We start from the raw sequence: 13,069 nt of genomic DNA, 5'->3' as shown, positions 1-13,069 counted from the left end.
CGCGCGTCGAGGCGGCACGGGAGTGTTTGGGGCGGGCGGCCTGCGAGTCCTGAGCCACCTGACCGGGCCGGGGCCCGCGTCGAGCAAGGACAGGGGGCCACTCGGGCACCAACGTGGGCAGGACCAGCCTGCCCGAGTCGCCGGCCAGCGTATGGCCCCCTGACCATGCTCGACCCCAACCCGGGCAGGACACCGGCCCAACACTCTCCGGCCACCCGCGACCGCAGGCGCGGCACCCATGGCGCCTCACCCAGCCCGCCGCAGCCGAGCGCCTGTTACCCGCGCCAGCAACGCGATATCGCGTGCGGTCGAGGCCGAGCAAGTCAGCCGAACCACGCCCGAGCCGTCCGGCGCCGCGTCGGCCCGCAGCTGTATGCCCTCCGCGTCTACACCGGCCAGCCGCAGCCCGGAAGCCAGTGCCTCGGCGGCATCCTTCGCGTCTCGCCATCCATCCACGTAGTCGACTCCCGTACCCACAGCACGGTGTCAGGGTCGAACTCCGCGTTGAGTGATCCTGTCTCGTCGTCCGGGCCGTGCATCGCTGAACACCCTTCTGTCCATCTGACTTGGGGTCCTGCGGCTTGATCACAACGACCGCAGCCCCGATACCATCGGCACCGGGGTTCTGCGGAATCCCTGCCGGACCACCCGCGAAGCTGCCAGGCGGAGAGGGTGGTCCGGTCACGTATGGGGTTGTCGGTCAGGGAGCCTGACGGGGTGGGCCCGTCTCCTTCTCTCGGTCGTAGAGGGGGTTGCCGGGCGCCGGGTCGACGCGCATGAACCACTCCGTGTAGAGCTTGAACTGGCGATGCGAGACGTTCCGGCCGGTGTGCTCCAAGGCCCACAGCTCAACCGGCGCGGACTCGTTGTCCACCAGCTCGGACGAGGCGTCGCAGGTCAGGCACTCAATGCGGAAAATCGCCTTGGTGGCGTTCGGCGCTGTCTCCTCGCCCAGCGTCCAAGGCACGTGGTGTTTGATGACCGACCGAGGACTCACCAGGACCGCCGCCCCAGTCGCTCCGCCACGAGCTCCACGCGGTCCGGCTGAACGTCCCATTCCCGCCCGCCCTCGACGGGGCGAAGCCACACCCGGCCCGACTGGTAGTCCATGACCTTGCCGAGCCGGCCCAGCTCCGTATCCCGTGCCAGAGAACCGACCTTGGGTGTCGACGTGCCACTCACGGGGCCACCTCCACTCCATGGATGCGGCTCGGCCTCACGTCAATCCCGTACGACGCCAACCACAGTGCCCGCCGCCGCTCACGTTGCTCGGTCCGCTCGCGACGCGAACGCCGTTCCGCGGCGGACAGCACGTACGGGCGGACCAGTTCATCGGCGCCGCGCCCCGGCTGGCGAGGCAACACAATCGTCGGCTCGTCCTCCCGGCGCACTTCGGCAAGGACGGAGTCCGCCCGATGGCGGCCGGGGGCTGGCAAGAGCCGTCGCAGCAACGGCAGAAGAATCCAGGCGATACAGTGCGACACGTCGACGCTCCTTCGTAGCGTTGGCCACGCCCCCGGACCGAGCCCACGGTCGCGGGGGTCTACGTCGCGTGATCATCGCGTCGCTCACTGGGACGTAGGAACCACGTCCCAACCCCACTTTGGGACGTCCCGCGTCGGGTAAAACGTCCCTAGTGCCGTCCCACCATGCGGAGAGAGACTGTGGAGCCGAACGAGAGGCTACGAGCTGTCATGGCAGCCGGAGGCTGGACCCATGCCACCCTCGCGGCGAAGGTCGACGTGGACCCCAAGTCCGTCGAACGCTGGGTGAACCTCGGCCGCACACCACGCCGTTCCACGGCCATGCGGGCAGCCGAGACCCTAGGAGAAGACGTGCACGCACTCTGGCCTGCCCTACGCCAAGCCCGCCCCGCCCGCGCGGTCAGCCCCGAACTCGTCGCGCTCCACGAACAACGCGCCAACGTCCCCGCAACCGCGTTCGTCGACCTCATCACCCGCGCCACTGAGCAGATTGACGTGCTGGTCTACGCGGCCGTCTTCTTGCACGAGGCCAATCCCAGACTCAACGAGCTACTCAAGGAACGAGCAGCCGAGGGCTGTGCCATCCGGATTGCCATCGGCGACGCCGACAGCCCCAACGTTCAGCATCGCGGCCAAGAGGAGAAGTTCGGCCACGGCATCGAATCGCGCTGCCGCCTGGCCCTCATGCACTACCGCCCGCTCATCGGCGTGCCCGGCATCGAAATCAGGACCCACGGCACCACGCTCTACAACTCCCTCTACCGCGCCGACGAGGAGATGTTGGTCAACGCCCACGTCTGGGGCGTCAACGCCTACGGCGCACCCGTCTGGCACCTACGCCGCGACGCCCGCGGCGGCATGTTCGACACCTACGCCGAGAGCTTCAACGCCGTCTGGGCCACCGCCAAACCTGTCACCGAGGAAGCCTGAACCATGGCACGCACCGAGTACTACGACGACCCCGACGCCCCCAAGCCCAACAGCCTCGTCGTCGCCGCCTCAGCCGTCGTCACCGACGATGCCGGCAACATCCTCCTCCAACGCCGCCGCGACAACGACCTGTGGGCCCTGCCCGGCGGCGGCATGGAAATGACTGACTCTCTCCCCGGTACGGCGGTGCGCGAGGTCAAGGAAGAAACCGGCCTGGACATCGAGATCACCGGCCTCGTCGGCACCTACACCGACCCGCGCCACGTCATCGCCTACACCGACGGCGAAGTCCGCCGCCAGTTCAACATCTGCTTCAACGCCCGCATCACTGGCGGAGAGCTGACCATCTCCGACGAGTCCACCGAACTCCGCTTCATCCCACCCGCCGACCTAGCCACCCTGCCTATGCACCACACCCAACGGCTGCGGCTCCAGCACTACCTAGAGCACCGCAACAGCCCTCACCTCGGCTAGGCGCGTGACAACAATCAAGAATCAGAATCCCGTTCCACCTATCGAAACCCGGCCCTTTCGATCCTTTCTACCTCCGCATCAAAAGCCGCCATGGCATCGTCATCAATCGTGAGCTTGAAGTGCAAGGTTAGATCGATACGCAGATCGGGATCATACATATCCACCTGCGAAAATCTGTCGAAGTTGCTCACCAGAGTTTCTACAAATTCGCGAAACTCGCGCACTGGATTGTTCATCAGCACAGCCGTCAGCTGAAGAAACTTCAACAGATGCGACGGCGCCCGAGCAGAGCGGAGATCAACAGCGCACCGCATGAAGCCCTGATAAATGTCAAGCAGGCGCTTAGCGACGTGCTCAATCACGACGGGGTCACCCGGCTCACCTGGAGGACCGAAGGCACTTCGTTGCATATCCTCCGAAAGCCAGTAGTTGATTCTTTCGCCAATCTCCGATGCGCTCCCAATTACGCTATCCGCATACGCGACAACCTCCTGAGCGTTGGCAAGATACTGCCCTGCGCCAGGGTTTCCCACGGCGTGGTCAAGCCACACCGGATTCAGCTTATCCATGCCAATTTTGAGGAAACCTGCCCACGCCAAATATTCCCACACGATTGGCTTCTCAACGAGAAGGCGATCTAACTGATCCTGAGTTCTGGGAACTTTCGGGACAGGCTTATTCTCCCCGCCCTCACCAAGATCTGCACCACTGTTCAATGAGGGAGCCGAGGAATTCCCATGGTAGAGATTTAGGGTGATGGGCCCATTGAATTGGCCGGCTTGAAACACGGGACCGTGAGTTGAGCCGCTGAAGTCGTTGCGCGCCTCGAAAGGCGCTCCAGCAGCCGTATTCCCATCCGGCCTATCAGTTGACTCCATGCCGCCTCCCCAAGCCCTCGATCTGATACTAGTCAGGTTACTGCGGGAAGAGGCTGCATCCCTCGTCAATACCAAGATCCACCTACAGACCGAATCCCACTTGCAGGGCCAGCCTGTGGAGTCGAACTCTTGCCCGCCGCGAGCCCTTCCACTGTCGAGAAGGCAGTGTCCCGGTCCGAGGCCCGCCTCGGACCGGGACACTTCCGTCAGTCCGCGAGCGGCAGGTAGAGGCGGTTGCCGCCCTCGGCGAACTCCTGGGACTTCTGGGCCATCCCGGCGGCTGCCTCGGCGGCTTCGGCCGAGGCAGCGCTGGTCAGGCCCAGTTCGTCGCCGTAGTCGTTCATTATGCTTCTACTAATCTTCATCGAGCAGAAGCGGGGGCCGCACATGGAGCAGAAGTGGGCGGTCTTGGCGGGTTCGGCGGGGAGGGTCTCGTCGTGGAAGGCGCGGGCCGTGTCCGGGTCGAGGGACAGGTTGAACTGGTCCTCCCAGCGGAAGTCGAAACGGGCGTCGGACAGGGCGTCGTCCCAGTCCTGGGCGCCCGGGTGGCCCTTGGCGAGGTCCGCGGCGTGGGCGGCGATCTTGTAGGTGATGACGCCGGTCTTCACGTCGTCCCTGTCGGGCAGGCCGAGGTGCTCCTTCGGGGTGACGTAGCAGAGCATCGCCGTGCCCCACCAGGCGATCATCGCCGCGCCGATGCCGGAGGTGATGTGGTCGTAGGCGGGAGCGATGTCGGTGGTCAGCGGGCCGAGGGTGTAGAACGGGGCGTCGTCGCAGAGTTCGCGCTGGAGGTCCACGTTCTCCTTGATCTTGTGCATGGGCACGTGGCCCGGCCCCTCGATCATGGTCTGCACGTCGTGTGCCCTGGCGATGGTCGTCAGCTCGCCGAGCGTGCGCAGCTCCGCGAACTGCGCCTCGTCGTTGGCGTCGGCGATCGAACCGGGGCGCAGCCCGTCGCCGAGGGAGAACGTGACGTCGTAGGCGGCGAGGATCTCGCAGAGCTCCTCGAAGTGCGTGTAGAGGAAGCTCTCCTGGTGGTGGGCGAGGCACCAGGCCGCCATGATCGAGCCGCCGCGGGACACGATGCCGGTCTTGCGGCGCGCGGTCAGCGGGACGTAGCGCAGCAGCACGCCGGCGTGCACGGTCATGTAGTCCACGCCCTGTTCGGCCTGTTCGATCACGGTGTCCCGGTAGATCTCCCAGCTCAGCTCCTCGGCCCGGCCGCCGACCTTCTCCAGCGCCTGGTAGATGGGCACGGTGCCGACGGGGACGGGTGAGTTGCGCAGCACCCACTCGCGGGTGGTGTGGATGTCCCGGCCGGTGGACAGGTCCATGACCGTGTCGGCGCCCCAACGGGTCGCCCAGACCATCTTGTCGACCTCCTCCTCGATGGAGGAGGTGACGGCGGAGTTGCCGATGTTGGCGTTGACCTTCACCAGGAAGTTCCGGCCGATGATCATCGGCTCGGTCTCCGGATGGTTGATGTTGGCCGGCAGTACGGCGCGGCCGGCGGCGAGCTCCTCGCGGACGAGGTCGGCGGGGCGGTTCTCGCGGAGCGCGACGAACTCCATCTCGGGGGTGATCTCGCCGCGGCGCGCGTACGCCAGTTGGGTGACGGCGGCGCCGCTGCCGCGTCGGGCCCCGCCGTTCGGGCCGTGCTCCGCGGTGTCGCCGCGTTCGGCGATCCAGCCCGCGCGCAGCGGCGGCAGGCCGCGGCGGACGTCGGTCTGGACGTCCGGGTCGGTGTACGGCCCCGAGGTGTCGTACAGGGACACGTCCCGGCCGTCCGTCAGCCGCACGTGCCGCACGGGAACCCGGAGGTCGGGGCGCGCCCCGGTGAGGTATCCCTTGTGCGCGCCGACGGGCCGGTCGGCCGCGGTGCGGGCAGGCGTGCGTGCGTTTTGCTTGGTCATCGGACCTACTCCCTACGCCGGCATTACCCGGTAACAGGTTCGGCGGTCGGCGCGGCCTCAGCGCCCTCTCAGCCCCGTGCCCGGAGCTCCCGCGATTGGCACATATGCGACTCCACGCTAACGGCACACCGGCCGAGCTGAACAGGGGGCCGGGTCGCTTAGGCGATGATCTGACCGTGACCTCATTCGACGACGCCCCCGGATCCGGGCAGGGACCCGAACCCGGGCACGCGCACGCGCATCACCATCACGGCGGTCCCGCCGCGCCCGTGTCGCTGCGGCTGCGGCGGGTCATCGCGGCGGTGCTGATCCCGTTCGCCGCCCTGGTCGCCGCCGGCGTGGTGCTGCTGTGGCCGGGCGGCGCGCCGGAGGGCGAGGGGCAGCGCACCGGGCTCGGCTTCGACCAGCAGACCGAGGACGCGCGGATCACCGAGGTCGAGGAGGTGAACTGCGCGGACATCGGGGTGCAGGTGCCGCGCGGCGTCACCGGAACCTGCGAGACGGCCACGGTCGAGGTCACCACGGGGCCGCACGCCGGACGCACCTTCGACGAGGTGGTCCCGCCGGACGCGCCGCAGCGCTACAGCGTGGGCCAGAAGGTGGTCGTCGCCTTCGCCCCCGATGCGCCCGAGGAGTTGCAGTACAGCATCAGGGACGTGGGCCGGGAGCCGCCGATGCTGCTGCTCGCCGGGGTGTTCGCGCTGGTCGTGGTGGCGGTCGGGCGGCTCCGCGGGCTGCTGGCGCTGGTCGGCCTGGTGGTGAGCTTCGCGGTGCTGACCGCGTTCATCCTGCCGGCCATCCTCAACGGCTCCAACCCGCTGCTGGTCGCGGTCATCGGCGGCAGCGTGATCATGCTGGTGACGCTGTTCCTGACCCACGGGGTGACCGCCCGCACCGCGGTCGCGGTGCTCGGCACGTTGATCTCGCTGCTGCTCATCGGGCTGCTGGGGTCGGCGTTCATCGGGTGGGCCAGCCTCACCGGGAACACCGACGACCAGACCAGCCTGGTGCACAGCCTGTACCCGGGCATCGAGATCCGCGGGCTGCTGCTCGCCGGCATCCTGATCGGCTCGCTCGGCGTGCTGGACGACGTGACGGTGACCCAGACGTCGGCGGTGTGGGAGCTGAAGCAGGCGGAGCCGGGGGCAGGTTGGCCGAAACTGTACCGATCGGCGATGCGCATCGGCCGGGACCACATCGCCTCGGTGGTCAACACCCTGGTGCTGGCCTACGCGGGCGCCGCGCTGCCGCTGCTGCTGCTCTTCACCATCGCCCGCAGCGGCGTGGACACCGTGGCGTTCAGCGAGGTGGTGGCCGAGGAGATCGTCCGGACGCTGGTCGGCTCGATCGGGCTGGTGGCCTCGGTGCCGGTGACGACGCTGCTGGCGGCGCTGGTGGTCAGCGCCGACCGCCGGCCGGACGCGGCCGTTCCGGCCCCGAGCAGGGCGCCGGGTGCCGCCGAGGGGTCACGCGCTACCAGCCGCCACCGGAAGAGGAGGAGACGAACTTCCGCACCACGAAGATGAGGATCGCCACCAGGGCGGCGAACAGCAGGATCTTGAACACGAAGCCGACCAGCATCGTGATCAGGCTGATGAGCATGGTGCCGAAGACGGCCAGCGCGATGGCGGGGATGGCGATCCACCGAACCCACCATGGCAACGCCATGAACGCGCCCTTCATTGCCCGGCTCCTCCTAGCGAATACGACCCGATACCTCGATGCTATGCGGGCGGAGCCGTCGGCGGGAGTCCCAGCGCCCCCCGTCCTCCCCTGACCGTTCCCTGAGATGAACCCTGACGGCGGCGACCGGCCGGCCTCAGCCCTCCGGCGGCGAGAAGATCACCATCACCCGCAGGTCCTCGGTGATGTGGTGGAACTTGCGCGGCACCCCGGCCGGAACGAACACCACGCTGCCGCGGGCGACCATCGTCGTCTCCTCCCCCACGGTCAGCGATCCGCGGCCGCTGACCACGAAGAAGACCACGTCCTGGCGCTGTGGCCGCTGCGGGTCGGGCTGCCCCGCGTCCAGGGCGTAGAGACCGACGGACATGTTGCGCTCGCGAATGAAACGAAGGTAGGCACCGTCGTTCGCGATCCGCTCGGCCTCCAGCTGCTCCAGCCGGAACTCCCTCATCGGTTCACACCCCTTGCCCCCACACCGCTCCCATCTGGAACGATCTGCTGCATGACGAGCATCCTGTTCAAGTTCATCGCCAACGCCGTGGCGCTGGCGGCCGCGGTCTGGCTGGTGGGAGACATCACCCTCGGCGAGGACGACGCCAGCGACAGCAGCAAGGTGATCACCCTGCTCGTCGTCGCGCTGATCTTCGGCCTGGTCAACCTCATCGTCAAGCCGATCGTGAAATTCTTCGCGCTGCCCCTGCTGATACTGACGCTCGGCCTGTTCACCCTGGTGATCAACGCCCTCATGCTGATGCTCACGGGCGCGATCGCCGGCGACTCCTTCGAGGTGGGCGGCTTCCTCCCGGCGCTGCTCGGCGGCCTGATCATCTCGATCGTGTCCTGGGCGGTGACCATGGTCCTGGACCGGGACTGACCCGTCCAGGCCGCCTGGGGCACCCGCGGCCCGTTTGGGCCGTGAGTGGGGGTACCTCCCCGGTCGCCCGGGCCTTGAGGGAATCATGGCGAGCATGGACCGCGATCCCGACACCTCTCCGACCACCGCCCACGACCCCGCTCCCGACGGGAACGGGAGCCCTTACCGCGTCTGCTTCGTCTGCACCGGCAACATCTGCCGGTCCCCCATGGCCGAGGCCGTCTGCCGCGCCGAGCTGGCCGCGCACGGCCTCGGCGCCGCGGTGGTCGTGGACAGCGCGGGCACCGGCAGCTGGCACGTGGGAGAGGAGGCCGACCCGCGCGCCACGGCGGCCCTGGCCTCGGCGGGCTACCACCGCCCCGGGGACGCGGGGGAGCACGAGGCGCGGCAGTTCAGGCGGGGCTGGTTCGACCGATACAACCTGGTGATAGCCCTGGACCGGGGCCACGAGCGCAGCCTGCGGCGGCTCGCCCCGAGCCCGGCGCACGCGGCGCGGGTGCGGCTGCTGCGCGACTTCGACCCCGCGGTGTCCGACCCGGACGACCTGGACGTGCCCGACCCGTACTACGGCGGGGACGCGGGCTTCGCGGTCTGCCTGAAGCTGATCGAGGACGCCATGCCGGGGCTGCTGGCCGAGATCGAACGCGACCTCGACCAGAACGACCGCGCCGCGAACGGCGGCGTGAACGACCCGACGGAGGGCCGATGAACGAGAGCGAGCCCCGCCAGGCACCCCCCTCCGGGCCCGCGGGTCCGGAGGACCTCGGCGCCTGGGGGAAGATCACCGAGCTCCTCGGCGGGCTCGTCCCGCACGAGGTCCGGCGCGTGGCGGGCGGCGAGATCTGCGAGTCCTACCGGCTCACCCTGGGCGCGGCGACCGACCAGGACGGCGGCCCGTTCCGGGACGTCTTCGCCAAGACCCTCGCCAGCGCCCCGCCCGACTTCTTCCCCGCCGAGGCCGCGGGTCTGGAGCTGCTGCGCGCCACCGGCACCGTGGCCATCCCCCGGGTGCTGGCCGCCGACGCCGAACTGCTGGTCCTGGAGTGGGTGCCGTCGGGCCCGCCGACGCCCGACGCGGCGGAACGGCTCGGCCGCGACCTCGCGGCCCTGCACAACACCCGGGCGCCCCACTACGGCACGGCAGGACCGCTCTACCTCGGCCCGGTGCCGCTGGTCACCCCCGGCTCCCCGCCGGACCCCGAAGGGCCGGGGGACGCCGCGGCCGGCACCCGGATGCCCTCGGAACCGGCGGACTGGCCGGCGTTCCACGCCGAGTACCGGCTGCTGCCGCTGTTGCGGCTGGCCGTCGACAACGACGGCATCGGCGCGGCGGACAGGGCCGACGTGGAGCGGCTGTGCGAGCGGATCGACGAGGTCGCCGGGCCGCCGCAGCCACCCACGTACATCCACGGCGACCTGTGGGTGGGGAACATCCTGTGGTCCGAGCACCCGCACCTGATCGACCCCGCCGCGCAGGGCGGCCACCCCGAGGCCGACCTCGCCTTCCTCGAGATGTCGGGCTGCCCGCACTTCGACCGGCTGATCGGCGCCTACGAGGAGGTACGCCCGCTGCCGGGGCGCACCCGACGGGCGCCGCTCCACCAGCTGCACCACGTGCTGATCCACGCCGCCCTCTTCGGCGGCGCCTACGGCCCCGAGAGCGGGTCCGTAGCCCGCGCCGCTCTGGCGCAGGGCTAGGGACCCGCGATGGGGGCACCCCCCAGGCCCCCAAGGGCTTGGGGGCCTGGGAGGGGCCACCGCCCGGCGCCGCCCCGGCGCTGGGTTAGTCTCGGCCGGGTGACGACGAACGGAGCGGGGTGGGGCGAGGGGACGCGGGCGGCGCGTGCCGGGCTGCCCGAAGCCGAGCCGTACCAGCCGTCGCTGCCGGGCCCTGTCTTCGCGGCGCACTACCACCTGCCGGGCGAGGTCGCCGACGCGCCGTACTCCTACGGCCGCATGGGCAACCCGGCCTGGACCGCGCTGGAGCGGGCGATCGCCGAGCTGGAGTCGCCCGGCGATCCCGCCGAGGCCGTCGTCTTCCCGTCCGGTCTGGCCGCCACCAACGCGGTGCTGCTGGCGCTGCTCCGCCCGGGGCAGCTGGCGGTGCTGCCGGCGGACGGGTACCAGGCGCTGCCGCGGGTGCGCCGCCGCCTGGAGACGTTCGGCGTGGCGGTGCGCACCGCGCCCACCGCGGACGACGCCCAGGGCCGGCACCTGGACGGCGCCCGGCTGCTGTGGCTGGAGACGCCGTCGAACCCGGGCCTCGACGTCTGCGACATCCGCCGGCTGACGCGCGCGGCGCACGACCGGGGCGCGCTGGTGGCGGTGGACAACACGCTGGCCACCCCGCTCGGGCAGCGTCCGTTGGAGCTCGGCGCCGATCTCTCGGTGGCCAGCGGCACCAAGGCGCTGGCCGGCCACGGTGACGTGCTGCTCGGCTACGCGGTGACCCGCCGCCCCGAGCTGGCCGCCGAGTTGCGCGCCTGGCGCACGGAGGTCGGCGCGATCCTCGGCCCGATGGAGGCGTGGCTGGCGCACCGCGGCCTGGCGACGCTGCATCTGCGGGTGGACCGGCAGGCGGAGAACGCCCTCGCCGTGGCGCGGGCGCTGCGCGAACGCCCCGAGGTGCGCGGGCTGCGGCATCCGGGCCTGCCGGAGGATCCGGCGCACGCGGTGGCGGCCGGGCAGATGCGGCGGTTCGGCTGCGTCGTCTCCTTCGAGCTGCCGGACCGGGCGGTGGCGGAGCGTTTCCTGGCCGCGCTGCGGCTGGTGGACGACGCCACCAGCTTCGGCGGGGTGCGTTCCACCGCGGAGCGGCGCGGCCGTTGGGGCGGCGACCCGGTCCCCGAGGGCTTCGTGCGGCTGTCGGTCGGCGTGGAGGATCCGGCCGACCTGGTCGCCGACCTGCGGCGCGCGCTCGACACGGCGCTCGGCTCCGGGGCCGGCGCGGCGCGTTGAGCCACGACCCGGCGGCGCCGCGTGACGCGTGACGGGTCTCATGGTTTCATCCGGCGGCTCACGGGCCACATGACTTCCATGACCCCAGCTCAATCCGTGGTCAACGTGGTCAAGCGCACCGCCCGGGCGATCCTGTTGGACACCGCCCCCTCCTCCGGCGCCGTGCCGGAGATGATCGTCATCAAGCGCACCAAGCCGGGGCAGCCCCCGTACTGGATCACCCCGGGCGGCGGCGTGGAACCGGCCGACGAGACGGTGCTGGCCGCGCTGCACCGCGAGGTGTACGAGGAGTTGGGCGCCAGGATCGTGGACGTGGTGCCGGCCTTCGTCGACACCGTGCCGCATGTGCCCGAGCCCGGCGAGACCACGCCGCCCGGGCTCAAGGTGCAGCACTTCTTCGTCTGCCGGCTGGCGTCCATGGACCCGGCGCTGCGGCACGGGCCCGAGGTGGAGGAGCCGCGTGGCACGTACGAGATCGTCCGACTGCCGTTCACGCCCGAAGGGCTCGCGTCGGTGACGGTGGTGCCCGAGTCGCTCAGCAGCTATCTGGCCCGCAACGTGCAGGGGATCCGCGCGCTGCTGGCGCCCGACTTCACCTAGCCGGGACGCCGAACAGCCGGACGTCGGACTGCCGGACCCGTCCTAGCCGCGGTAGAACCAGCCGCCGGCGCCGTCGCCCGGTGGCCTACGGCGTTCCGCCTCCTCCAGCGCCCGGCGCGCCTCCGCCCGCCACGCCGCGACATCCGCCGGCGGCAGGTGGGTGCCCCCCGCGGGGGTTCGCCCCGAGCTCCCGACCACATGGGGGACAGCGGGGCCCTGGGGTTCCGGCGCGTGCGCCGGCGGGCGGTGGCCGGCCAGCGGCGGCGCGACCACGTCGGGGGCGCCGCCCGAGGGCGGCAGCGGCACGTCGAGCGTCTCCGGCGGCCCCGGGGGCGCTGCCGGCGGGCCGGGGACGCCGGCGGGCGGCGCGGGATGCGGGGCCGGCGCGTCGGCGTCGTGGGACGCCCGCAGGCCGACCGGAACCGGCGCCCGGCCCGGGTCGGGGGCAGAAGCGGGAACGGGGGCAGGAGCAGGGCCGGGGGCGGGGGCACTCCCGGGTCCGCCGGGGCCGGGACCCGGCGCGGGCCGGCTCGGGGCGTCGCGCCGGAGGCCGGCCGGGATGGGTGCGCGCCGCGGCGGCGGGGCCGTCTCACCAGGGCCGGCGGGCCCGGTGGCGCCGGCCGCGCGCCGGGCGTGGGCGTCGCTGGCCGCGCCGAAGAAGTCGCCGCCCTTGCGTCGGGTGTCGTCGGTGCCCCAGTCGCCCGCGGGCCTGGTGCCCGCCCTGACCAGCGTCGGTATGTGCTTCGCGCAGTGCACGTACGCCTCCTGCACCTCCAACCGCACCCACAGCTCCGCGCGCCGCCCGGGCACCGGGTCGACGGGCAGGTCGGGAAGGCTGGCCCGCAGCTCCGCGTCGGGCACGACGCGCGCCCGGCCGTTGATGTGCAGGCCGATCCGGGAGCGCTCGAAGTCGATGAGCAGCAGGCCGGCGTGCGGGTTCTCCGAGATGTTGCCCAACGAGGCGTGCACGCCGTTCCCCCGGTACTCGGGGAAGACCACGGTGCGGGGGTCGAGCACCCGCAGGAAGCCGGCCGGGCCGGCGCGGAAACTGTTGTCGCATTCGCCGTGCCGGTCCGCCGTGGCCAGGAAGAACCACTCCTGGTGGGCGACGAAGTCCCGCATCCGGTCGTTGAGATGGTCGAGGACCTGCTCCTCGTAGAAGCGGTCGGCGCGCGCCTCGGAGCCGAGCCGCGCCTGGAGTGCGTGCTCCCCGTCGCTGCCCGGCCGGTCGCCGCGCGCCTCGATTCCCGCCATCCCGTCGATGCCAGCCAT

14 protein-coding genes, 1 pseudogene and 1 riboswitch are annotated in these 13,069 nt (G+C 70.8%); of the genes and pseudogenes, 8 read left to right on the top strand and 7 right to left on the bottom strand.

Annotated elements, in window-relative coordinates; all coding sequences use genetic code 11:
• Positions 1-700: 700 nt before the first annotated feature.
• Both ABGB06_RS14150 and ABGB06_RS14145 read right to left on the bottom strand, forming a co-directional pair.
• Positions 701-967 carry a hypothetical protein gene (locus tag ABGB06_RS14150; RefSeq protein ID WP_347588956.1) on the bottom strand — a complete coding sequence of 89 codons (267 nt, stop codon included), beginning with the start codon at positions 965-967 and terminating at the stop codon, positions 701-703.
• A 26-nt stretch (positions 968-993) separates the two neighbouring features.
• A complete protein-coding gene (locus ABGB06_RS14145; protein ID WP_347588954.1) occupies positions 994-1,182 on the bottom strand; it encodes a hypothetical protein in 189 nt (62 codons plus the stop codon).
• A 512-nt stretch (positions 1,183-1,694) separates the two neighbouring features.
• On the opposite strand from ABGB06_RS14145, the gene ABGB06_RS14140 reads away from it, so the two are divergent.
• Both ABGB06_RS14140 and ABGB06_RS14135 read left to right on the top strand, forming a co-directional pair.
• Positions 1,695-2,414: an XRE family transcriptional regulator gene (locus tag ABGB06_RS14140; RefSeq protein WP_347588953.1), complete on the top strand. Its 720-nt coding sequence runs from the start codon at positions 1,695-1,697 to the stop codon at positions 2,412-2,414.
• Between the two features lie 3 nt (positions 2,415-2,417).
• On the top strand, positions 2,418-2,888 hold the full coding sequence (locus ABGB06_RS14135; protein WP_347588951.1) for an NUDIX domain-containing protein: 471 nt from the start codon (positions 2,418-2,420) through the stop codon (positions 2,886-2,888).
• A 38-nt stretch (positions 2,889-2,926) separates the two neighbouring features.
• Here ABGB06_RS14135 and ABGB06_RS14130 read toward each other — a convergent pair whose 3' ends face one another.
• Positions 2,927-3,766 carry a hypothetical protein gene (locus ABGB06_RS14130; protein ID WP_347588949.1) on the bottom strand — a complete coding sequence of 280 codons (840 nt, stop codon included), beginning with the start codon at positions 3,764-3,766 and terminating at the stop codon, positions 2,927-2,929.
• A 206-nt stretch (positions 3,767-3,972) separates the two neighbouring features.
• Positions 3,973-5,679 carry a phosphomethylpyrimidine synthase ThiC gene (gene thiC, locus ABGB06_RS14125; protein WP_347588947.1) on the bottom strand — a complete coding sequence of 569 codons (1,707 nt, stop codon included), beginning with the start codon at positions 5,677-5,679 and terminating at the stop codon, positions 3,973-3,975.
• Positions 5,672-5,783, bottom strand: a riboswitch (TPP riboswitch). It overlaps the preceding gene by 8 nt.
• Here thiC and ABGB06_RS14120 point away from each other — a divergent pair.
• Positions 5,784-7,205, top strand: coding sequence for a YibE/F family protein (locus ABGB06_RS14120; RefSeq protein ID WP_347588945.1), 1,422 nt, complete (start codon positions 5,784-5,786; stop codon positions 7,203-7,205).
• Here ABGB06_RS14120 and ABGB06_RS14115 read toward each other — a convergent pair.
• Complete coding sequence (locus ABGB06_RS14115; protein ID WP_347588943.1) at positions 7,153-7,362, bottom strand: DUF5326 family protein; 210 nt, start codon at positions 7,360-7,362, stop codon at positions 7,153-7,155. The two genes, ABGB06_RS14120 and ABGB06_RS14115, sit on opposite strands and share 53 nt — an antisense overlap.
• Before the next feature lie 136 nt (positions 7,363-7,498).
• On the bottom strand, positions 7,499-7,816 hold the full coding sequence (locus ABGB06_RS14110; protein WP_347588941.1) for a cupin domain-containing protein: 318 nt from the start codon (positions 7,814-7,816) through the stop codon (positions 7,499-7,501).
• Positions 7,817-7,867: 51 nt separating this feature from the next.
• Between ABGB06_RS14110 and ABGB06_RS14105 the strand changes: the two genes are divergently transcribed.
• From ABGB06_RS14105 to ABGB06_RS14085, 5 genes are all read left to right on the top strand, one after another.
• Positions 7,868-8,239, top strand: a complete 372-nt coding sequence (locus ABGB06_RS14105; protein WP_347588939.1) for a phage holin family protein — start codon at positions 7,868-7,870, stop codon at positions 8,237-8,239.
• 94 nt (positions 8,240-8,333) lie between these two features.
• A complete protein-coding gene (locus tag ABGB06_RS14100) occupies positions 8,334-8,948 on the top strand; it encodes a low molecular weight protein-tyrosine-phosphatase (protein WP_347588937.1) in 615 nt (204 codons plus the stop codon).
• Positions 8,945-9,937: a fructosamine kinase family protein gene (locus ABGB06_RS14095; RefSeq protein ID WP_347588935.1), complete on the top strand. Its 993-nt coding sequence runs from the start codon at positions 8,945-8,947 to the stop codon at positions 9,935-9,937. The genes ABGB06_RS14100 and ABGB06_RS14095 overlap by 4 nt, the downstream gene beginning before the upstream one ends.
• Before the next feature lie 99 nt (positions 9,938-10,036).
• Entirely contained in the window at positions 10,037-11,197 is a 1,161-nt protein-coding gene (locus ABGB06_RS14090) for a cystathionine gamma-lyase (protein ID WP_347588933.1), read from the top strand.
• 78 nt (positions 11,198-11,275) lie between these two features.
• Positions 11,276-11,797 carry an NUDIX hydrolase gene (locus tag ABGB06_RS14085; RefSeq protein WP_347588931.1) on the top strand — a complete coding sequence of 174 codons (522 nt, stop codon included), beginning with the start codon at positions 11,276-11,278 and terminating at the stop codon, positions 11,795-11,797.
• 636 nt (positions 11,798-12,433) lie between these two features.
• On the opposite strand, the pseudogene ABGB06_RS14080 reads toward ABGB06_RS14085, so the two are convergent.
• Positions 12,434-13,051: pseudogene (locus tag ABGB06_RS14080) on the bottom strand (pyridoxamine 5'-phosphate oxidase family protein); the annotation flags it as partial.
• Between the last annotated feature and the right edge of the window lie 18 nt (positions 13,052-13,069).

Origin of the sequence: Streptomyces sp. B6B3 (assembly GCF_039871525.1) — a bacterium.
GTDB lineage: Bacteria > Actinomycetota > Actinomycetes > Streptomycetales > Streptomycetaceae > Streptomyces.
Note: the sequence above shows the minus strand (reverse complement) of the source record. Positions and strands in the feature narration are given on the sequence as shown.